This window comes from Arenimonas maotaiensis, assembly GCF_014638745.1.
Classification (GTDB): Bacteria; Pseudomonadota; Gammaproteobacteria; order Xanthomonadales; family Xanthomonadaceae; genus Arenimonas; species Arenimonas maotaiensis.
Window position 1 is genome coordinate 76806 of record NZ_BMFO01000002.1, and the last position, 21553, is coordinate 98358.

At 67.2% G+C, this 21553-nt stretch carries 17 protein-coding genes; 13 read left to right on the forward strand and 4 right to left on the reverse strand.

Annotated features, from left to right (window positions below):
* Window positions 1-2: 2 nt before the first annotated feature.
* Together IEV56_RS04390 and IEV56_RS04395 are read right to left on the reverse strand one after the other, a co-directional pair.
* A complete protein-coding gene (locus tag IEV56_RS04390) occupies window positions 3-647 on the reverse strand; it encodes a thiol:disulfide interchange protein DsbA/DsbL (protein WP_188448178.1) in 645 nt (214 codons plus the stop codon).
* A gap of 79 nt (window positions 648-726) precedes the next feature.
* Window positions 727-1470: a c-type cytochrome gene (locus tag IEV56_RS04395; protein ID WP_188448180.1), complete on the reverse strand. Its 744-nt coding sequence runs from the start codon at window positions 1468-1470 to the stop codon at window positions 727-729.
* A 131-nt stretch (window positions 1471-1601) separates the two neighbouring features.
* Between IEV56_RS04395 and yihA the strand changes: the two genes are divergently transcribed.
* Window positions 1602-2219 (forward strand): ribosome biogenesis GTP-binding protein YihA/YsxC, encoded by a 618-nt coding sequence (yihA, locus tag IEV56_RS04400; RefSeq protein ID WP_188448183.1) that lies wholly within the window; start codon window positions 1602-1604, stop codon window positions 2217-2219.
* Complete coding sequence (locus tag IEV56_RS04405) at window positions 2212-3564, forward strand: glutamate--cysteine ligase (RefSeq protein WP_188448185.1); 1353 nt, start codon at window positions 2212-2214, stop codon at window positions 3562-3564. Before yihA ends, IEV56_RS04405 begins: the two co-directional genes overlap by 8 nt.
* A 10-nt stretch (window positions 3565-3574) precedes the next feature.
* Here the strand turns inward: IEV56_RS04405 and IEV56_RS04410 are convergent, their stop codons facing one another.
* Window positions 3575-4285: an SGNH/GDSL hydrolase family protein gene (locus tag IEV56_RS04410; RefSeq protein WP_188448187.1), complete on the reverse strand. Its 711-nt coding sequence runs from the start codon at window positions 4283-4285 to the stop codon at window positions 3575-3577.
* Window positions 4285-4623, reverse strand: coding sequence for a zinc ribbon domain-containing protein YjdM (locus IEV56_RS04415; protein WP_188448189.1), 339 nt, complete (start codon window positions 4621-4623; stop codon window positions 4285-4287). The genes IEV56_RS04410 and IEV56_RS04415 overlap by 1 nt, the downstream gene beginning before the upstream one ends.
* A gap of 384 nt (window positions 4624-5007) precedes the next feature.
* Between IEV56_RS04415 and IEV56_RS04420 the strand changes: the two genes are divergently transcribed.
* The 11 genes from IEV56_RS04420 to IEV56_RS04470 all read left to right on the forward strand — a co-directional run bounded on the left by IEV56_RS04420 (window position 5008) and on the right by IEV56_RS04470 (window position 21548).
* Complete coding sequence (locus IEV56_RS04420) at window positions 5008-7929, forward strand: ATP-binding protein (protein ID WP_229730181.1); 2922 nt, start codon at window positions 5008-5010, stop codon at window positions 7927-7929.
* Window positions 7922-9049, forward strand: a complete 1128-nt coding sequence (locus IEV56_RS04425) for an HD domain-containing phosphohydrolase (RefSeq protein WP_188448193.1) — start codon at window positions 7922-7924, stop codon at window positions 9047-9049. Before IEV56_RS04420 ends, IEV56_RS04425 begins: the two co-directional genes overlap by 8 nt.
* 69 nt (window positions 9050-9118) lie before the next feature.
* On the forward strand, window positions 9119-10744 hold the full coding sequence (locus IEV56_RS04430) for a TldD/PmbA family protein (RefSeq protein ID WP_188448195.1): 1626 nt from the start codon (window positions 9119-9121) through the stop codon (window positions 10742-10744).
* Window positions 10745-10864: 120 nt separating this feature from the next.
* Window positions 10865-12490 (forward strand): TldD/PmbA family protein, encoded by a 1626-nt coding sequence (locus IEV56_RS04435; protein ID WP_188448197.1) that lies wholly within the window; start codon window positions 10865-10867, stop codon window positions 12488-12490.
* A 25-nt stretch (window positions 12491-12515) separates the two neighbouring features.
* Window positions 12516-13850, forward strand: a complete 1335-nt coding sequence (locus IEV56_RS04440) for a TldD/PmbA family protein (RefSeq protein ID WP_188448199.1) — start codon at window positions 12516-12518, stop codon at window positions 13848-13850.
* A 16-nt stretch (window positions 13851-13866) separates the two neighbouring features.
* A complete protein-coding gene (locus IEV56_RS04445; RefSeq protein WP_188448201.1) occupies window positions 13867-14565 on the forward strand; it encodes a DUF4159 domain-containing protein in 699 nt (232 codons plus the stop codon).
* 28 nt (window positions 14566-14593) lie between these two features.
* Complete coding sequence (locus IEV56_RS04450; RefSeq protein WP_188448203.1) at window positions 14594-15580, forward strand: AAA family ATPase; 987 nt, start codon at window positions 14594-14596, stop codon at window positions 15578-15580.
* A gap of 10 nt (window positions 15581-15590) precedes the next feature.
* Window positions 15591-16496: a DUF58 domain-containing protein gene (locus IEV56_RS04455; RefSeq protein ID WP_188448204.1), complete on the forward strand. Its 906-nt coding sequence runs from the start codon at window positions 15591-15593 to the stop codon at window positions 16494-16496.
* The gene (locus tag IEV56_RS04460) at window positions 16493-17653 is read left to right on the forward strand and encodes a BatA domain-containing protein (RefSeq protein ID WP_188448208.1); all 1161 of its coding nucleotides are present in this window, start codon (window positions 16493-16495) and stop codon (window positions 17651-17653) included. Before IEV56_RS04455 ends, IEV56_RS04460 begins: the two co-directional genes overlap by 4 nt.
* A complete protein-coding gene (locus IEV56_RS04465) occupies window positions 17650-19782 on the forward strand; it encodes a DUF4175 family protein (protein WP_188448212.1) in 2133 nt (710 codons plus the stop codon). The genes IEV56_RS04460 and IEV56_RS04465 overlap by 4 nt, the downstream gene beginning before the upstream one ends.
* Window positions 19779-21548: a carboxypeptidase regulatory-like domain-containing protein gene (locus IEV56_RS04470; RefSeq protein ID WP_188448214.1), complete on the forward strand. Its 1770-nt coding sequence runs from the start codon at window positions 19779-19781 to the stop codon at window positions 21546-21548. The genes IEV56_RS04465 and IEV56_RS04470 overlap by 4 nt, the downstream gene beginning before the upstream one ends.
* The last annotated feature ends 5 nt before the right edge of the window (window positions 21549-21553 follow it).

Consider the following 21553-nt stretch of genomic DNA (forward strand, 5'->3'; position numbering starts at 1 on the left):
GCTCACTTCTTCGCCGCTGCCGGTGCCGCCGCGCGTTCCTTGGCAATCAGGTATTCGGCGACCCGCAGGCTGTCCTCCAGCGTGCGCGCGGTGACCCGGTACTTGCCGTTGATCACCAGCATCGGCGTGCCGTTGACGCCGGCGCGGGTGGCGAACTGGCGGGCGCGGTTGAGTTTGGCCGACACCGTGGTGCCGTTCATCACGGCCAGCATCTTGGCGCGGTCCACGCCCAGGCGGGCGTAGGCGTCGGCGAAATCCTCGAGGCTGCCGGTCTTGATCTTCTTGTCGATGAACACGGCCTTGAAGATGGCGTCATGGGTGCGCTCCTGCACGCCCAACGCCTCGGCGGCGAAGAAGGCGCGCGCGGCGTTGTCGTTGACGCCGCCGAACGCGGCCGGGACATAACGGAACTTCACGTCGGCCGGCAGCTTCTTCTTCCAGGCGTTCACCATCGGTTGGAAGTTGGCGCAGTGGATGCAGGTGTAGCTGAACACCTCGGCCACTTCGATGCCGCCCACGCCCCAAGTCGGCTGCGGGGCACTGAGTACCGCGTAGTCTTTGCCGGGCATCGGGATGCCGGGCTTGAGTTGCGCGGCGGCGGCGAACGGCAGCATGAACAGCAAGGTCAGGACGGTACGGCGGATCATGGTCACTCCTTGGAAAAAAACGGGGCCGATAACATGCAGAATGCTATCGGCCCGCTGAACGGAAGCTGTCGGAAGCCGCTTACTTCTTGCCGGCTTTGTGCAGGCCCTGCAGGTAGGAGGCGAGGCCTTGGATTTCTTCATCGCTCAGGCCCTTGGCGGCCTGCGACATGATCACGTTGGCGTTCTTGTCCTTGCCCCAGACCATGCCGTCGCGGAAGGCGGTCAGGCGGGCGGCGGTGTAAGTGGCGTGCTGGCCGCCGAGCGCCGGATAGCTCGGGCCGGGCATGCCGGCGCCGGCCGGACCGTGGCAGGCGGCGCAGGCCGGCACGCCGGCGGACGGCTTGCCGCTGTGGTAGAGGCTCTCGCCGATCTGGTAGAACTTCTTGCCGGCATTCGGGCCTTCGGCGATCACGGCCTCGTCGGCGACGCCGGCGATGACTTTCTGGCTGCCGAAGTAGGCGCCGATGTCGCGCATATCCTGTTCGGTCAGGGTGGCGGCCATGCCCAACATGATCGGGTTCTCGCGTTCGCCGGACTTGAACAGCTTCAGCTGGCGCCAGATGTATTGCTCGTGCTGGCCGGCCAGTTTCGGGTTCAGCGGATCGGCCGAGTTGCCGTCCAGGCCGTGGCAGGCGGCGCAGGCGCCGGCCTTGGTCTGGCCGGCTTTCGGATCGCCGGCCTTGGCCGGGCCGGTATCGGCGGCTACGGCTACCGGGGCGGCGGCCGGCTCCACGGCAGGCGCTGCGGGTTCGGCGGCCTGTTGCGCAATGGCGCCGGTGAACGCCAAGGCGCTGCTCAGTACAAGGAGGTGGGAGAACTTCATTGAGACTCCGAACGTCAGATTTAAGGTGGGTATCGGGGCGATCCCCGTCAGCGGCCAATTATCCCAGTGTTTACGGGTTACGGTCAATAAAGCGGGGTAGAATACGCGCAATCTTCCCGTAAACGAGCCCCATGGCCAATCCCCTCGCCCAAGCCGAATTCGTGCTCTCGGCCAACGCCTTGGCGCAGTTGCCCAAGGACGGTGCGGCCGAAGTGGCCTTCGCCGGGCGCTCCAACGCCGGCAAATCCACCGCCTTGAACGCCCTGTGCCAGCACGGCGGCCTGGCGCGCACCTCGAAAACCCCGGGCCGCACCCAGCATCTGGTGTATTTCCGGGTCGGCGAGGGCCGCTATCTGGTCGATCTGCCCGGTTACGGCTACGCCAAGGTGCCGATTGCGGTACGCGACCACTGGCAGGCCTTCATCGCCCGCTATTTCCAGGTGCGTGAGCCCCTGGCCGGCTTGGTGCTGGTGATGGACATCCGCCACCCCTTGCGCGAATACGACCAGCTGATGCTCGATGTCGCCTTCAAGCGCCATCTGCCGGTGCACTGCCTGCTGACCAAGGCCGACAAGCTCGGCCGCGGCGAACAGACACGCACCCTGATGCAGGTGAAAAAAGAGCTCGCCGGCCGCGCCAGCGCGCAGCTGTTCTCCGGCTCGGCCAAGATCGGCCTGGACGAAGCCCGCGCCGTGGTGCTGGGCTGGTTGCAGGCCGGACCGCACCTCAAGGCAGAATCCCATGGCTGATACCGCGTCCCCGATCACCGGCAAAGACCAGCTGGTCGCCTTCCACGCCGCCGGCGCGCGCGCCAAGGACGATTGGCGCATCGGCACCGAGCACGAGAAGTTCGTGTTCCGCCTCGACGACCTGTCGCCGCCGCCGTTCGACGGCCCGCAGGGCATCGAGGCCCTGCTCAAGGGCATGACCCGCTTCGGCTGGCAGCCGGTCGAGGAAAACGGCCGCGTCATCGCGCTGTTGCGCGACGGCGCGTCGGTGACCCTGGAGCCGGCCGGCCAGTTCGAACTGTCCGGCGCGCAGCTGGAGAACATCCACCAGACCTGCAAGGAAACCAACCAGCATCTGGCCGAGGTCAAGCAGGTCGGCGACGAGCTCGGCATCGGTTTCCTCGGCATGGGTTTCCAGCCCAAGTGGGCGCGCGCCGACATGCCGTGGATGCCGAAAGGCCGCTACAAGATCATGCGCGAGTACATGCCGAAGGTCGGCACACTCGGCCTCGACATGATGACCCGCACCTGCACGGTGCAGACCAATCTCGACTTCAGCGACGAAGCCGACATGGTAAAGAAATTCCGCGTGTCGTTGGCGCTGCAGCCGGTGGCGACCGCGCTGTTCGCCGATTCGCCGTTCACCGAGGGCAAGCCCAACGGCTACCTGAGCTACCGCTCGCACATCTGGACCGACACCGACCCCGACCGCACCGGCATGCTCGATTTCGTGTTCGAGGACGGCTTCGGTTTCGAGCGCTACGTCGATTACCTGCTCGACGTGCCGATGTACTTCGCTTACCGCGACAAACGCTACATCGACTGCGCCGGCCTGAGCTTCCGCGATTTCCTGGCCGGCAAACTGGCGCCGCTGCCCGGCGAGCTGCCGACGCTGGCCGACTGGTCCGACCACATGACCACCGCGTTCCCGGAAGTGCGGCTGAAGAAATACCTGGAGATGCGCGGCGCCGACGGCGGCCCGTGGCGCCGCCTGTGCGCCCTGCCGGCGCTGTGGGTCGGCCTGCTGTACGACAATGAGGCCTTGGACGCGGCCTGGGACCTGGTCAAGGATTTCAGCCTGGCCGAACGCCACGCCCTGCGCGACGGCGTACCGAAGCACGGGTTGAAACTGCCGTTCCGCGGCGGCAGCGTGCGCGATCTGGCCATCGAGACCCTGAAGATTTCCGCCCAAGGCCTGAAGAACCGCCGCCGCCTGAACCGGCACGGCGACGACGAGGCGCTGTTCCTGCATCCGTTGATGGAGATCGCCTTGGCCGACGAAACCCCGGCCGAACGCAAGCTCGCGCTGTACCACGGCGTCTGGAACGGCGATATCGACCAGGTGTTCCGCCAGTTCGCCTACTGAGTCCGTCCGCTCAGCGCCGGGCGTCGGCAATCAGTGCCGCCGCCTGCTGCGCCCACAGCGCATAGGCCGTGGCATTGGGGTGGAAGCCGTCCTCGGCCAGATAATCGCCGTCGGGCGGGAGCGTCACCGACAGCACGCGCACGTCGGCTTCGCCGGCCACCGACCGCGCTAGCGCCTGGTTGAGGCGCCGCGCGCGTTCGCCCAGCATCCAGCGTAGCGGCTGCGGCAAGGCACGGAAGTGCTGCATCGGCGGCACCTCGCTGAGCACGATCCGGCGCACGCCGAATTTCGTGCGGAGCAATTCGCGGATGCGTGCCTGCTGCACGAGCCAATCGCTCAAGCGTACGCCGCCGGTGATGTCGTTCACGCCGATCGAGGTCAGCGCCACGTCGAACGGGTGGGCATCCTCGCGTTCGAGCAGGGCCAGCACCTGTCGGCTGGCGCGCCCGGACTTGGCCCACAGCGTCCAGTCCACCCGATGCCGCGCGGCCAGGCGCGTGACCAGCTGCCCGGCCAGCGCCTGTTGTTGCGATGCGGCGCCGACGCCGGCGGCGGCCGAATCGCCCAGGATCAGCAACGACAGCGGCGTGCCGTCGCCCGTGCATCCGGTGCGCGGGCCCTCGGGTTCCGGCAGGCGCAACGCGTAGCGCCGTACGTACAGCGCCTGCAGCAGCAGGACCGGCGACAGCAGCAGAAGCGCCAGCCGGTACGCCGCCGTCATCAGGCTTTCTTGACGAACTCCGACTTCAGCTGCATGGCGCCGAAGCCGTCGATCCTGCAGTCGATGTCGTGGTCGCCCTCGATCAATCGGATGTTCTTGACCTTGGTGCCGACCTTGACCGAGGACGACGAGCCTTTCACCTTCAGGTCCTTGATCACGGTCACCGTGTCGCCGTCCTGCAGGATGTTGCCGACTGCATCCTTCACCACCCGCGGCGCGTCCGCGGCTTCGGCCGCCACGGCACTCCATTCGTGCCCGCATTCCGGGCAGGCCAGACCCGGGCCGTCTTCATAGGCGTATGCGGAACCGCATTCCGGGCAGGGGGGCAGTGTGCTCATGGCGGCTCCTAATGGCGTGTATGGCCGATTATTGTAACCGGCGCCGGATGCGGCCAGGCCCGCTCCATCGACCACGAATGCGGCCTGATTAAAAAATCGCATACCGAGTATAAATATAATTCATACTAAATTGACAGGTATTAATATTATTATCAGTATTCATGAAGCGTGTGCGGCTCTCCCTCTCTACTGTCACGCTTCGTGGGTGTGTTCATTCCGAACTGAAATCTTTCCAGCCACGCTTTGCGTGGCTTCTTTTTACCCTCAGTTTAATGAGACGGCATCGACAGAAAATCAATAAGTTACCATTTGTTACATATGTCCGGGGGTAGTGGCCATTTGTAACGCCGCATAACGATTAGAATGGCCGCAACAGGGGCGGACATGCCCGTAAATACCGGGCATTGGCATATGGTGGACACCGACAAGCGCATTAGCCTGCGCCAGTGGATCTGGCGGGCGTTCCTGCACAGCGCGTTGATTCCGCTGCTATTGGTCGAGACGGTGCTGATCGCCGCCTATCTGCTGACCAATTCCGCCATCCGCGATTCGCAGATCGAATACCTGCGCGAAAGCGCCCGCAGCGATCTGCGCGTGGTGGCGCGCCAGGAGTCGCGGGTGGTCGACCAACAGCTGTCCGCCATCAGCGCCCTGACCCGGATGTACGCCAACGAAGTCGGCAGCGCGCTGCGCGATCCGCGGAGCGCGCCGCTCACCAAGAACCTGGCACTGACCCCCAGCGGCGTACACTACAGCCCGAAGGACGACGGCCGTCCGGCGGTGTTCTATTCCTCGGCGTATTGGAAGAAAAGCGGGCACGATCTGAACAAGCTCGCCAGGCTCGAGCATGTCGACGGCCTGATGCGCCAGATCAAGGCCGAGAATCCGCTGGTGTCGGCGATCTACTTCAACACCTGGGACAGCCTGAACTACATCTATCCGTGGTTCCTGACGCCGGACCAGTACGACCACGCGATGCCGATTCCGGAATACAACTTCTACTACCTGGCCGACGGCAAGCACAACCCGAAACGCGAGGTGGTCTGGACCGATGTGTATGTCGATCCCGCCGGCCAGGGCTGGATGCTGTCCGCGATCGCGCCGGTGTACCGCGGCGATTTCCTGGAGGGCGTGGTCGGCTTGGACGTGACGGTCGGCACCATCCTGGACGAGATCAATGACCTGGAGGTGCCCTGGAACGGCTACGCCGTTCTGGTCAGCCGGGAACTCAACATCATGGCCCTGCCCAAGGCCGGCGAAGCCGATTTCGGACTGACCGAGCTCACCGACTTCACCTACAACGAGGCGATCAAGAAGGAACTGTACAAGCCCTCGGACTTCAATCTCGGCAAGCGCAAGGATACCCTGCGGCTGGCGCGCGCGATGCAGAGCGCGCCGGCCGGCATCGTCGAACTGCCCTTGGGCGGCAAGCCGCACCTGGTGGCCTGGACCACCATCGACCAGACCGGCTGGCGGCTGATGACCGTGGTCGCCGAAGAGGACATCTTCCGCAAGACCAACGAGCTCGCCGGCCAGTACAAGAACATCGGTTATCTGCTGATCATCGGCCTGGTGCTGTTCTACGCCGTGTTCTTCACCTACATGTGGCTGCGCGCGCGCCAGCTGAGCGTGCGTCTGCAGCAGCCGATGGCCGGCGTATCGGAGATGCTGGAGCGCATCGGCGGCGGCGACTGGCGTCCGCAGCGGGTCAACTCGGAAATCGCCGAGCTGGACGACATGGCCGGCGGCGCCAGCGCGATGGGCCTGCAGCTCGAACGCAGCGAGGCCGGCCGCAACGACGCGTTGCAGCGCATCGAGGTGGTGCTGGAGGGCGCGACCGAAAGCCTGTGGGAGCACGACTTCCGGACCAATACCGTGAAGGTCCGCGGCCGCCTGGCCCAGTTCTACGGGCTGAGCTCCGACTGCGTGCCCGAGCTGGAGTTCCGCTCGCACGTGCACCCCGACGACGTGGAGCGCGCCATCGCCGCCAAGCTGCCGGCCATCGACGGCACCAGCGACCGCTACGCCAGCGAATTCCGCTTCGCCGACGGCAACGGCCGCTACCATTGGCTGCTCAGCCGCGGCCGCGTGCTCGAGCGCGACCCGCTGAGCGGACGGGCCCTGCTGATCGCCGGCACGCATCTCAACATCGACGAGCTCAAACGCACCGAAGACGAGCTGCGCAAGGCCAGCTTCGAGGCCGAGGCGGCCAGTCAGGCCAAATCCCGCTTCATTTCCAGCATGACGCACGAGCTGCGCACGCCGCTGAACGCCATCCAGGGCTTCGCCCAGCTGATGCGGATGCAGAAGCCGAAAGGACCGGAATCCGAAGACCACGACTACCTCGACGAGATCCTCTCGGCCAGCAGCCACCTCAACCAGCTGGTCGGCGACATCCTGGACTGGTCGAGCCTGCAGGCCGACGCGCCGAAGATCGATTTGGTGCCGGTCGACGTCCGCGACGTGATGCAGGACTGCGCCGAGCTGGTCCGTGTCCAGGTCGAGCAGAAAGGCCTGGTGTTCAATCTGGACCTGCCGGTGTCCGATTGCCAGGTGCTGGCCGATTCCCGTCGCCTGCGCCAGGTGCTGCTCAACCTGGTGTCGAACGCGATCAAGTACAACACGCCCGGCGGGCAGGTCACGCTCAGCTACCAAATCGGCGCCGGCCATGTCCGGCTGATCGTGGAAGACACCGGTCTGGGCATCGCGCCGGACCTGCAGGACCAGTTGTTCCAGCCGTTCCAGCGCTTGGGTCGCGAGAACACCGCGATCCTCGGCACCGGCATCGGCCTGTCGCTGTGCCGCGAGTTCGCCCAGATGATGCGCGGCCGGATGGGCGTGCACAGCGAACCCGGCATCGGCAGCAGTTTCTGGATCGAATTGCCGTACCTCGGCGCCGACGGCCGGTTCGTCCCGGTGCCGGACGCCGCCGGCGTGCTGCCGAGCGTTTTCTACGTCGAGGACGATCCGGCCAGCCAGTTCCTGGTGGGCAAAGCCTTGGGCGACATCGCGGAGGTCCATATGGCCTCCGACGGCCGCGTCGCGCTCGAACGCATCCTGGCCACGCCGCCCGCCCTGGTGCTGCTGGACTTCAACCTGCCGGGATTGAACGGCGAGGGCGTGTTGCGCCAGCTGCGACAGCACGCGCATACCCGCGACCTGCCGGTGATCGTGCTCAGCGCCGCGGCCGAAGCCGAGCGCGTGTTGGACATGCAGTGCCAGGGCCTGCTCGCCAAGCCGGTCGACATCGAAGAACTGCGGGGCCTGGTAGGCGCCATTCTGCAAAAGGGGCAAAGCAATGCTTGACCATGAACTGCATTCCGCCACCGTGGTGGTGATCGACGACATGCCGGCCAACCTGCGTCTGCTGGTCTCCAGCCTGAAGGCCTTCGGCCTGAAGGACGTGCAGGCGTTCAGCAATTCCCGCGAGGGCCTGCAATGGCTGGAAAGCCATGCCTGGGACCTGTTGGTGCTGGACCTGGACATGCCCGAGCCGAACGGCTTCGCGATCCTGGAGCGCTTGGGCGGACGCGACCGCGCCGGCCAGCCGGTGATCATCGCCTCCGCGCTCAGCCGCGTCGAGGACCGCCGGCGCGGCCTTCAGCTCGGCGCCAACGATTACATCGTGAAGCCGCTCGACATCCCCGAGCTGCTGCTGCGCGTGCGCAACAACCTGCATCTCAGCCGCGCCCGGCACGACCTGCTGCAGGAACGCGACGGCCTCGAAGACCGGGTCGAGGAAAAGACCCGCCAGCTGCGCGCCAGCTTCAGCTCGGTGGTCGGCATGCTGACGCGCGCCGCCTGCTACAAGGACAACGAGACCGGCGCCCATCTGAGCCGGATCGGCGAGTATGCCGCCCTGATCGCGCGCCATCTGGGCGAGACCGACGAGTTCGTGCAGAACATCCGCTTGACCGCGCCTATGCATGACATCGGCAAGATCGGCATCCCCGACTTAATCCTGAACAAGCCCGGCGCGCTCACCGAGGACGAGCGCGCGATCATGATGCACCACGCGCGCATCGGCTACGAGATCCTGCACGAGGACGAGCCGATTTCCTCGCTGACCTTCATGGCGGCCGAGATCGCGCTCAGCCACCACGAGCGCTGGGACGGCACCGGCTATCCGAAAGGGCTTCGGGGCGAGGCGATTCCGCTGTCCGGCCGCATCGTGGCCTTGTGCGACGTGTACGACGCCCTGTGCTCCAAACGCGTCTACAAGTCCGCCTGGGACAACGAGCAGATCATGGCCTACTTCCGCGAGAACGCAGGCAGCCAGTTCGACCCGAAGCTGGTGCAGGCGCTGGAGGCGCTCTCCGGGCAGATGTCCGAGATCTTCGCGCGGCTGTCCGACGAAGAGCCTCCGGCGACCGGCAGCATCGCCCGGATCGCGGCGTCCGAGCAGGCCGATCCGCTCAGGGGTTGATGCCGGCCGGCGGGTTTGCAGTATGATGGGAAGGTTCCGCGCCGCAGGGGCGCGACGGGAGCCTGCCACATGAAACGACGTGATTTCCTCGCCGCCTCCGGCGCCACCCTCGGCGGATTGCTGATTCCCGGCTTCGGCAACGCCATCGCCGCCGAGGCGCTGCTGACCCGCATGGATCCGGCGCGCAAGAAAGCCATGGCCGATCTGGCCCTGAACGCCGCCACCGCCGCCGGCGCCAGCTACTGCGACGTGCGCATCGGCCGCTACCTGGCGCAGTCGATCCAGACCCGCGAGACCCGCGTGCGCGCGGTGACCAACACCGAATCCACCGGCGTCGGCATCCGCGTCATCGCCAATGGCACCTGGGGCTTCGCCGCCACCAGCGACCTGTCCAACGCCGGCATCGCCAAGGCCGCGCAGCAGGCGGTTGCCATCGCCAAGGCCAACTCCGCGGCGCAGACCGAACCGGTGCGGCTGGCGCCGGTCAAAGGCGTCGGCGAAGTGTCCTGGGCCACGCCGATCGCCAAGAACGGCATGGAAGTGCCGGTCAAGGACAAGGTCGACCTGCTGCTGGGCGCCAACGCCGCGGCCATGGCCGCCGGCGCCAATTTCGTCAATTCCCAGCTGTTCCTGATCAACGAGCAGAAGTATTTCGCCTCCACCGACGGCTCCTACATCGACCAGGACGTGCACCGCATCTGGCCGAACTTCACGGTCACCGCCATCGACAAGGCCAGCGGCAAATTCCGCACCCGCAACGCGCTGTCCTCGCCGATGGGCATGGGCTACGAGTACCTCGACGGCGGCCGCGCCATCGCGTTGCCGAACGGGCTCTCGGCCTACAAGGACCGCTACGACATCGTCGCCGACGCCGCCCAGGCCGCGCGTCATGCGGTCGAGAAGCTGAAGGCGCCGTCGGTCAAGCCCGGCAAGTACGACCTGGTGCTCGATCCCAGCAACCTGTTCCTGACCATCCACGAGAACGTCGGCCATCCGCTGGAGCTGGACCGCGTGCTCGGCTACGAAGCCAACTACGCCGGCACCAGCTTCGCCACGCTCGACAAACTCAAGTCCGGCTTCAAGTACGGCAGCGACATCGTCACCCTGTACGCCGACAAGACCGAACCGGGCACGCTCGGCGCGGTCGGCTACGACGACGAAGGCGTCAAGACCAAGCGCTGGGATCTGGTCAAGGACGGCACCTTGGTGAACTACCAGGCCATCCGCGACCAGGCCCACATCATCGGCGAGACCGAATCGCACGGCTGCTGCTACGCACAGAGCTGGGCCGACGTGCAGTTCCAGCGGATGGCCAACGTCTCGCTGGCGCCGGGCAAGACCCCGCTGACCGTGGCGCAGATGATCGCCGGCGTCGAGAAGGGCATCTACATCCTCGGCCGCGGCTCGTTCTCGATCGACCAGCAACGCTACAACGCCCAATTCGGCGGCCAGCTGTTCTACGAGATCGAGAACGGCAAGATCAAGGGCATGGTCGAGGACGTGGCCTACCAGATCCGCACCCCGGAATTCTGGGCCGCCTGCTCGGCCATCTGCGACGAGCGTGATTTCCGCCACGGCGGCTCGTTCTTCGACGGCAAGGGCCAGCCGTCGCAGGTCTCGGCAGTCTCGCACGGCGCCGCCACCACCCGCTTCGACGGCGTCAATATCATCAATACCGCCCGCAGCCTGGGTTGAGCCGACCATGACTTATGGGCTATGCCGTCGCCGGCCGGTGCCGGCGTATGATGGGGGTTCCGGCCAGAACGCGGCCTTGCGCGCCGACCGGTTCCCTTTCCGCAACTCAGGAGTACTGTGATGGATAGACGCGATTTCCTGGCCGCCTCCGGCGCCACCTTCGGCGGCCTGCTGATTCCCGGCTTCGGCAACGCCATCGCCGCCGAGGCGCTGCTGACCCGCATGGATCCGGCGCGCAAGAAAGTGCTGGCCGACATCGCGCTCGAGGCCGCCACCGCCGCCGGCGCCAGCTACTGCGACGTGCGCATCGGCCGCTACCTGCGCCAGTTCGTGATCACCCGCGAGACCCGCGTGCAGAACGTGGTCAACACCGAATCGATCGGCGCCGGCGTGCGCGTCATCGCCAACGGCACTTGGGGCTTCGCCGCCACCAGCGACCTGTCCAACGCCGGCATCGCCAAGGCCGCGCGCCAGGCGGTGACCATCGCCAAGGCCAATTCGGCCTCGCAGACCAAGCCGGTGCAGCTGGCGCCGACCAAGGGCGCCGGCCAGGTGTCCTGGGCCACGCCGATCCGCAAGAACGCCATGGAGGTTCCGGTCAAGGACAAGGTCGACCTGCTGCTGGGCGCCAACGCCGCGGCCATGGCCGCCGGCGCCAATTTCGTGAATTCCATGCTGTTCCTGGTCAACGAACAGAAGTATTTCGCCTCCACCGACGGCTCGTACATCGACCAGGACGTGCACCGCATCTGGCCGACCTTCACGGTCACCGCCATCGACAAGGCCACCGGCAAGTTCCGCTCGCGCGACAGCCTGTCCTCGCCGATGGGCATGGGCTACGAATACCTCGACGGCGCCAGCCACATCGAACTGCCGAACGGCCTGTTCGCCTACCGCGACTCCTACGACATGAAGGAAGACGCCGTCGCCGCCGCGCAGCAGGCGCGCCAGAAGCTGAAGGCGCCGTCGGTCAAGCCCGGCAAGTACGACCTGGTGCTCGATCCCTCGCACCTGTGGCTGACCATCCACGAGAACGTCGGCCATCCGCTGGAACTGGACCGCGTGCTCGGCTACGAGGCCAACTACGCCGGCACCAGCTTCGCCACCATCGACAAGCTCAAGGAAGGCTTCAAGTACGGCAGCGACAAGGTCACCCTGTTCGCCGACAAGGTGCAGCCGACCACCCTCGGCGCGGTCGGCTACGACGACGAAGGCGTCAAGACCAAGCGCTGGGATCTGGTCAAGGACGGCACCCTGGTGAATTACCAGGCCATCCGCGACCAGGCCCACATCATCGGTGAGACCGAATCGCACGGCTGCTGCTACGCCGACTCCTGGTCGAGCGTGCAGTTCCAGCGCATGGCCAACGTCTCGCTGGCGCCGGGCAAGACCCCGCTGAGCGTGTCCGACATGATCAAGGGCGTCGAGAAGGGCATCTACATCGTCGGCGACGGCTCGTTCTCGATCGACCAGCAGCGCTATAACGCCCAATTCGGCGGCCAGCTGTTCTACGAGATCGAGAACGGCAAGATCAAGGGCATGGTCGAGGACGTGGCCTACCAGATCCGCACCCCGGAATTCTGGGCCGCCTGTTCGGCCATCTGCGACGAACGCGACTACCGCTTCGGCGGTTCGTTCTTCGACGGCAAGGGCCAGCCCAGCCAGGTTTCCGCCGTTTCGCACGGTTCCAGCACCGCGCGCTTCGACGGCATGAACGTCATCAACACCGCCCGCTCGCTGGGCTAATCACGGATCACCGAGGAGTATCCCCATGACCATGTACACCGAACAGCAGGCCAAAGCCATCCTCGACAAGGTGATCGCCCTGTCCAAGGCCGACGAATGCACCGCGACCCTGTCCGGCGGCGTCACCGGCAACATCCGCTTCGCGCTGAACAACGTCTCCACCAGCGGCATCGTCAGCAACGCCGAGCTCGGCGTGCAGGTCGCCTTCGGCAAGCGCGTCGGCATCGCCACCATCAACGAGTTCGACGACGAATCGCTGGCGCGCGTGGTGCGCCGCGCCGAGGAGCTGGCCCGCCTGGCGCCGGAGAACGACGAGTTCATGCCGGCCATCGGCAAGCAGGCCTACGTGCCGTCACCGACCTTCGACGACAGCATCGCCGCAATCACCCCGGAATACCGCGCCAAGGTCGCCGCCGCCTCCATCGAGCCGTGCAAGGGCGACGGCCTGATCGCCGCCGGCTTCCTGTCCGACAACGCCGGCTTCTTCGCTTCGGCCAACAGCAACGGCAATTTCGCCTACCAGCGCTCGACCGGCCTGGATTACACCTGCACCGTGCGCACCGAAGACGGCACCGGCTCCGGCTGGGTCGCGCGCAACGCCGGCCGCACCGCCGACTTCAGCGCCGACCGCGAGATCCAGACCGCGATCGCCAAGGCCAAGGGATCGCGCGGCGCCAAGGCGCTGGAGCCGGGCAAGTACACCGTGATCCTCGAGCCGGCCGCGTCCGCCGGCCTCATCTCGTTCATGATGAACGGTTTCGATGCCCGCCAGGCCGACGAGGGCCGCAGCTTCCTGACCAAGAAAGGCGGCGGCAACAAACTGGGCGAGCAGGTGTTCGATCCGCGCGTGACCCTGACCTCCGATCCGTGGAACCCGGATGTGCCGGTGATGCCGTGGGACGGCGAAGGCCTGCCGCGCGAGAAGATGACCATCATCGACAAGGGCAAGGTCAACTACCTGGAATACTCGCGCTATTGGGCCAAGCTCAAGGGCAAGGAGGCCAAGGGTTCGCCCGGCAACCTGATCATGGCCGGCGGCGACAAGTCGACCATGGACCTGGTGCGCTCGACCGCCAAGGGCATCCTGGTCACCCGCACCTGGTACATCCGCATGGTCGATCCGCAGACCGTGCTGCTGACCGGCCTGACCCGCGACGGCACCTTCTACATCGAGAACGGCGAGATCAAGTACCCGATCAAGAACTTCCGCTTCAACGAATCGCCGGTGATCATGCTCAACAACATCGAGGAGCTGGGCAAGCCGATCCGCCTGGGCGACGACGAATCGCCGTTCCTGATGATGATCCCGCCGATGAAGATCCGCGACTTCACGTTCACCTCGCTGTCGGACGCGGTATGACGACCCGGGAGCCGGCATGCGTCGTGCCGACTTCCTGCGCCTGATGCTGGGCGGCGCGGCTTTCGCCGCGCTGCCCCGCGCCCTGCACGCGGCGAAGCCCGCGTACGATTTCCGGTTCACCCGGCTGATGTACGAGTCCGGCAACTGGGACGTCGACCAGCGCATGCCGGCCAACGTCATCAACTCGCTGATCGAATACACGTCGCTGCGCGTCGACCCGAAGGAGCATGTGCTGGCGTTGTCGGATCCGGCGATGCGGCTGGCGCCGTTCTGCTACATGGCCGGCCACAAGCTGGTGCAGTTCAGCGACGCCGAGCGCCGAAACTTCGAGGCCTACACCCGCAACGGCGGCTTCGTGTTCGTCGACGACTGCAACCACGACATCGACGGCCTGTTCGCCAAGTCGTTCGAGGCCCAGATGGCCGCGATCTACGGCAAGACCGCGCTGAAGGAGCTGCCGAACACGCATCCGCTGTATTCCAGCTACTTCAAGTTCACCGAGCCGCCGGCCACCGCCTTCGAGCTCAACGGCTGGGGCGACGATCTGGTGCACGACTACCTCAAGGGCATCGAGATCGACGGCCGCCTGGCCGTGCTGTACAGCAACAAGGACTACGGCTGCGAGTGGGATTACGACTGGCGCAACAAGCGCTGGTTGGCCGAAGACAACACCAAGCTCGCCGTCAACATCGTGATGTACGCCCTCAACGCCTGACTTCAATTTCATTTACGGAACCGCCGCCATGTCGACCCAAGAAGCCGAGATCCAAGCCACCCTGAGCCAGCTGGGCCGCCTGCGCGAAGCCATCGCCACCGCCATCGTCGGCCAGGACGACGTGGTCGAGCAGCTGCTCACCGGCCTGTTGGCCGGCGGCCACTGCCTGCTGGAAGGCGTGCCCGGTCTGGGCAAGACGCTCCTGGTGCGCTCGCTCGGCCAGGCGCTTGATCTCTCGTTCCGCCGCATCCAGTTCACGCCCGACCTGATGCCGAGCGATATCCTCGGTACCGAGATCCTGGAAGAGGACCACGGCACTGGTAAGCGCCACTTCAAGTTCCAGCCCGGCCCGGTGTTCACCCATCTACTGCTGGCCGACGAACTCAACCGCACGCCGCCCAAGACCCAGGCCGCACTGCTGGAAGCGATGCAGGAACACACGGTCAGCTATGCCGGCGTCACCCACCGGCTGCCGGAGCCGTTCTTCGTGTTGGCCACGCAGAATCCGCTGGAGCAGGCCGGCACCTATCCGCTGCCGGAAGCGCAGCTGGACCGCTTCCTGTTGCACATCCGCGTCGACTATCCGAGCGAAGCCGAAGAGCGCGCCATCCTCGAACAGACCACCGGCAAGGCCTCCGCCAAGGTGCCGTCGGTGATGGCCGGCGATGCCGTACGCGGTCTGCAGGCGCTGGTGCGGGAAGTGCACGTCAGCGCCGACATGCTGGATTGGATCAACCGGCTGGTGCGCGCCAGCCGGCCGCAGGCCGGCGTCGGCGACATCGCGCAGTGGGTCAAGTGGGGCGCCGGTCCGCGCGCCGGCCAGGCCCTGGTGCTGAGCGCGAAAGCGCGCGCGCTGATCCACGGCCGCTTCGCGGTGACCGAAGACGACATCCGCGCCTTGGCCGCGCCGGTGCTGCGCCACCGCCTGCTGCTGACCTTCATGGCCGAGGCCGAAGGCAAGAGCGCCGACGACGTCGTGGCGCTGTTGCTGACCGCAGTGCCGCCGCCGCGCTGAGCACGCCGTCATGGCCACGCCCGATCTGATCCCGCCCGAGGTGCGCGCGCGTCTGAAAGACCTGCGTCTGGCCTCGCGTCGGGCATCGACCGCGCAGGGCATCGGCCAGCACCTCAGCCGCGCCCGCGGCGCCGGCATGGAGTTCGCCCAGTACCGCGCTTACGAGCAGGGCGACGAGCCGCGCCAGATCGACTGGAAGCTGTACGCGCGCTCCGACAAATTCTTCGTGCGCGAATCCGAACGCGACAGTCCGCTGACCGCGTGGGCCCTGCTCGACGCCACCGCCTCGATGGCGCAGGCCGACGCCCTGCGCCCGGCCTGGAGCCGTCTGCAGGCGGCGAAGGCGCAGGCCGCCTGCCTGTTCGAGCTGGCCTGCCGGCAGGGCGACCGTTTCGGCTTGATCGCAGTGAACGGCGACGGCTTGACCGTGGTCGCGGCCGGCCAAGGCAACCGCCACCGCGACCGCTGTCTGCTGGCGCTCGCGCAGGTCGAGGCCAAAGGCGTCTGGCCGGATGAAACGGTCTGCCGCCCGATCTGGGAACGCATCCGCGCCGGCGAACTGGCGCTCTGGCTCAGTGACGGCTTCGACGAGACCGCAGTGCAGTTGCTCGAACGTCTGGCGGCGGCGCGCCGCGAGGTGCTCGGCGTGCAGCTGCTGACCTGCGAAGAGCGCGACTTCCCGTTCCGCGGCGGGCACCGCTTCGTGGATGCCGAGGACGGCCATGAGCTGCTGACCGACGCGCCGGCCTCGCGCGCCGAGTATCTGGCCCGCTTCGGCGCCGCGCGCCGGGCGCTGGCCGCGCGTCTGGCCGCGGCCGGCATCCGCCATGTCGAATATGTACTCGACCAGCCGCTCGACGCGCCGCTGCGCCGCCTGTTCGCGCAGGGCAAGGCACGTTTCGCGGAGGGCGCATGAACTTCCTGCTGCCGGCCGCGTTCGCGGCTTTCGCCGCCCTGCTGTTGCCGATCCTGATCCATCTCAGCCGCCGCTCGCAGACGCAGCGTACCGAGTTCGCCGCCCTGCGCTGGATCGGCGCCAAGCTGCGGCCGCGGCGCCGGCCGGTGGTGCAGGAATGGCTGCTGCTGTTGTTGCGTCTATTGTTGATTGCCGTGGTGGTGCTGTGGCTGGCGGCGCCGGTCTGGCAGCGCAGCGCACCGCCGCGGGATTGGTTGTTGGTGACGCCGGGAGTGGATTGGCGCGGCGTATCGGACCTGCCAGCCGGCGAGACGGTGCAGCGCCGTTGGTTGGCGCCGGGCTTTCTGCCGCTGTCCGCGCCGTCGCCGTCAGCGCAGGCGGTGCCGACCGCCAGCTTATTGCGTGAATGGGATGCCGTCGCGCCGGCCGGCGATCGGTTGACGGTGCTGGTGCCCAAAACGCTCGGCGGTCTGGACGGCGAACGCCTACGCCTGAGCCGCGCGGTGGTTTGGCGCGTGTTGCCGGGCTCGTCTGCGCCGCGCCGCACGCCGGATACGCCGCTGCCGGCGCTGACCTTGCTCGATGGCAGCGCTGAATCGGCCGCAGCCGCCTTTTTCCGCGCCGCCTATCTGAGCTGGCAAGCCGGCTTGCCGGAAGCCAAGCGCCGCACCTTGCCGCTGAGCGCCATCGCGGCGCTTGCGCCGGATGCGATTGCCTTGCATCTGCAACCCGGCCCATTGCCGGCTGATCTGCGCACCTGGCTGGAACGCGGCGGTACGCTGATGCTGCCTGTCGGAACCGTCCACAGAACGGTCGGCGAGTGGCAGACCGTCTGGCGCGATGACGACGGCTTGCCGCTGTTGCGCGCTGCGGCGGCCGGTGACGGCCGCCTCCTGCAATGGCAACGGCCTCTGGATCCGCAGGTGCTGCCGCTGCTGTTGGAGCCGGAATTCGCCGACGGTCTGCAGCGCGCGCTGGCCCGTTCGCCGGCCGCGCCCGATCGCGCATCCGCCGCCGACCACGCGCCGCTACGTGGCACATCGACGCATCCGGTGGCGCCGGAACCCATGCGTCCGTGGTTCGCCTTGGCCGCCGTGCTGCTGTTCGCGTTGGAGCGCCTGCTGGCCGCGCGGCGCGGCGTCTGGAGTACGCCATGAGCGCGCGGCAGAGGCTGCATCATTGGTTGGCGGCGGCCCGCCGCCGCGAAGGCGCGATTGCGTTGTCGGCGGTATCCGCGGCCATTCCGGCATTGGCCGCCGCCGGTTGGCGTTTGGCCGGCTTACCGGCCGCGGCAATGGCTGTGGTCGTCGTCTTGTTGGCGGCGTGGCCGTGGGCTGTGCGCGCGCGCCGCCGATTGGATGACACCTGGCTAATCCGGCAGCTGGACGGCCGCTATCCGCAACTGGAAAACAGCAGCGATTTGTTATTGTCCGCCGCGCCCGCCGATGGCACGCTGCCGGCCTTGCAGCGTGCGCGCATCGACGCGCGTTTGGTGCAGTTATCAGCGGTTGATCTGCGCCGACCGTGGCCTTGGCGGCGGCTATCTGCGGCGTGGGCACTGTCGTTGGCGATGGCTGCGGCCTGCGTGTTCTGGCCATCGTCTGCAACGGTATCCGCAACGCCTGCGCAGGACGCACCGTCGACGGCATCCGCTCCGGCAGGTCCAATCATTCTGCGTCAGGCGCGTCTGGATATCGCTGCGCCGGCTTACACCGGGCTTGCGCCGCGCAGCCAGAACGGGTTGGCGGCCAAATTTCCCGAAGGCAGCCGCCTGCGTTGGCAGCTGCGCTTCTCGCGTGCGCCGGCGTCCGCCGTGTTGGTGTTCTTCGATGGCCTGCGCGTGCCACTGGCGCCCGGCGCCGACGGTTGGACCTCCACCCGCGTGATCGCCACGTCCGATGTCTACCGCATCGAGCTCGACGGCCAGACCCTGCAACCGGAAGCCTGGCATCGCCTGGATGCGGTCAAGGATCTGCCGCCGCAGTTACGGGTGATGCAGCCCGACCGCAGTCTGAGCCTGGTGCAATCCGGTCAGCGCGGTTGGGCGTTGGCGCTGGAGGCCGAGGACGATTACGGGCTCGGCGCCGCCACGCTCGATATCCAGCTGGCGCAGGGCAGCGGCGAGAACGTGCGCTTCACCGCCTTCAGCCGCCCGCTGGCCGGTCAAGGCGGCAACGCCCGCAAGCGCTACGCCGCCACGCTCGACCTGACCCAGCTGGGCATGGCGGTCGGCGACGACCTGATCGTGCGCTTCAGCGTCAAAGACCGCCGGCAGGGTTCGCCCAATGAAACGCAGAGCGCGGCCTACATCCTGCGCTGGCCGGCCGAGGACGCGTTCGAGGCCAGTGGCGTGGAAGGCCTGCTGAAGAAGGTGATGCCGGCCTATTTCCGCAGCCAGCGCCAGATCATCATCGATACCGAAAAACTGTTGGCGCAACGTGGCCGCCTCGACCGCGACACCTTCGCCGTGCGCTCGGACACCATCGGCGTCGACCAGCGCATCCTGCGTCTGCGCTACGGCCAGTTCCTGGGCGAGGAGACCGAAGGCGTGCAGGCCGCCAAACCGGCCGAAGGCGGCGCCGAGGAAACACACCACGCCGACGACGGCCACGACCATGGCGAGCAGGGCGCCGCGGCCAAGAAGGCGCCGCCGAGCGCCGCCGCCACCAACCAGGCGGTACTCGAGGAGTTCGGCCATACCCACGACATCCCCGAGGCGGCGACCCTGCTCGACCCGGAAACCAAACGCCTGCTGCGCGCGGCGCTGAACGAGATGTGGCGCGCCGAACTGCACTTGCGCAGCGGCGAGCCCAAGCAGGCATTGCCCTATGAATACCGCGCCTTGGATTTCATCAAGCAGGTGCAGCAGGCCAGCCGCATCTACCTGGCGCGGGTCGGCACCGAACTGCCGCCGATCGACGAAGGCCGACGTTTGATCGGCGACCGCAGCGGCGTGATCCGTCCGGCCGACAGCCTGCAGGCGGCCAGCCGCGACGATGCGCCGGTATTCGCGTTCTGGCAGGCCTTGGACGGCGGCGAGCCCGATTTCGGCGCCTTGCGCGTCTGGTTGGCGGCGCATCCCGAGCGTGTGCCGGATGCGCTCGGCCTGAAAGTGGCGATGGACGAGGCGCAACGCAAGCCCGCGTGTCAAGCCTGCCGCACGCGGCTCAAAGCCCTGCTCTGGCCGGTCCTGCCGGCGCCCTTGGCGGCGCCGGTGCCGCGTCCTGCCACCGATGGGCCGGCCCGGAGTTACCGAGAACTGCTGCGCCGGGAGCGTGAACGATGACGATGGAACTGCTGTGCGCGGCGGTATTGGCGGTTGCGGTGCTGGGGCACGTCCTGTTGCGCTGGCGCGCGCATCTGCGCACGCCGTCCGGCCAGCGTGCCGCTTTGCGCCGCCCCCTGCTGTTGTCGTTGCTATCTTTGGCCGCGGCGGCGGCGTTGTATTTCACGCTGTTCCCGCCCGAACGCAACGCGCCTGCGGACGCCCTGGTGCTGTTGACCGCGCAGGCCGACCGGGCCGGCACCTTGCCCGCCGGCCGCCGCATCGCCTTGCCGGAAGCGCCCGCGGGTTTGGAGGCCGAACGCGTGCCCGATCTCGCCACCGCCTTGCGCCGCTACCCGGGTAGCAGCGTGCTGCATGTGGTCGGCGACGGCCTGGTGGCGCGCGACCGCGATGCCGTGCAAGGCCGAACCCTGCGCCTCCACCCGTCGCCGATGCCGGTCGGCGTAGTCGAGTTCTGGCGCACGCCGGCCGTGTATGCCGGCATGCCGTGGGCTGTCCGCGGCCGCATCCATGGGTTGCCGGATGCGCAGATCGAGCTGTTAGATCCGGGCAATGCCGTGATCACGCGTCAACGCGTGGACGCGCAAGGCGGCTTTGCGATCGGCGACCGCGCACGCGCGCCCGGTCAGGTACTGTACCGCATGCGGGTGCGGAATGCGGCGGGCGCCGTGCATGAAACCGTGAACGTGCCGGTGGACGTGCGCCAGGCGCCGACGTTGCGGATGCTGAGCCTGGCCGGTGGACCGAATGCGGAAGTGAAACTGCTGCGGCGTTGGGCGTTGGATGCCGGCCTGCAACTGCACAGCCGGATCGACCTCGGCCCCGGCACGGCGGTCGCCACGCCGGAAGCGCAAATAAGCGCCGCGACCTTGCGCACCAACGATCTGCTGGTGGTGGACGAACGCGCCTGGGCGACGATGCCGGCGGCGGAAAAGCGGCAGGTGCGCGATGCGGTGACCGGCGGCTTGGGCCTGTTGTTGCGCGTGACCGGTCCGTTGGATGCCGCCAGCCGCGCCGATTTCGCGGCCTTCGGTCTGCGACTGCAGGACAGCGCTGCGCCGCAAGGCGTGCGCTTGGCCGAGCCGGGCGGAAAACGCGAATGGCCGGAGTTGAATCGCTATCCGCTACAAGCCGGCGGAGCTGGACTGCAGATTGCGTTGCGCGATACCGACGGCGGCGCTTTGGCGGTCTGGCGTAATGTCGGTGAAGGCCGGGTGGGCGTGCTCTGGCTGACCGACAGCCACCGCTTGGCCTTGGCCGGATTCGCTGGTGAACACGCGCGCCTGTGGAGCGCACTGGCCTCGGTGCTGGCGCGACCGCGTCCGCAACAGGAGCCGCTTTTGCAGGGCGCCGAATTCCGGCCGCACGAGCGCATGCTGGTCTGCCGCATCGGCGAAGACGCCCGGATGCTTTCCACCGATGGCGTGGCGGTACGCCTGGTGCGCGATGCCGAAGGCGCTTGGCGCGGATGCGCGGCGTTCTGGCCGCAGCAGTCCGGTTGGCATACGCTGGCCAGCGGCGACGCGCGCCTGCCGTTTTACGTGCGCGAGTCGGGCGACGGTGCGGCGCTGCGGCGTCAAAGCATCCGGCAAGCGACCTCGGCCTTGGCGTCAGGCCATCGGCGTGGCGACCGCAATGCCTCGGTACCCTTGCCCGGCTCGCCCTGGCCGTTCTTCATCGCCTGGCTGTGCCTGAGCGCCGCGCTGTGGTTGCTGGAGCGCAGCCGGTTCGGCATTCGCGCCGAACCGTCCATGCCTCAGGGATGAACGGC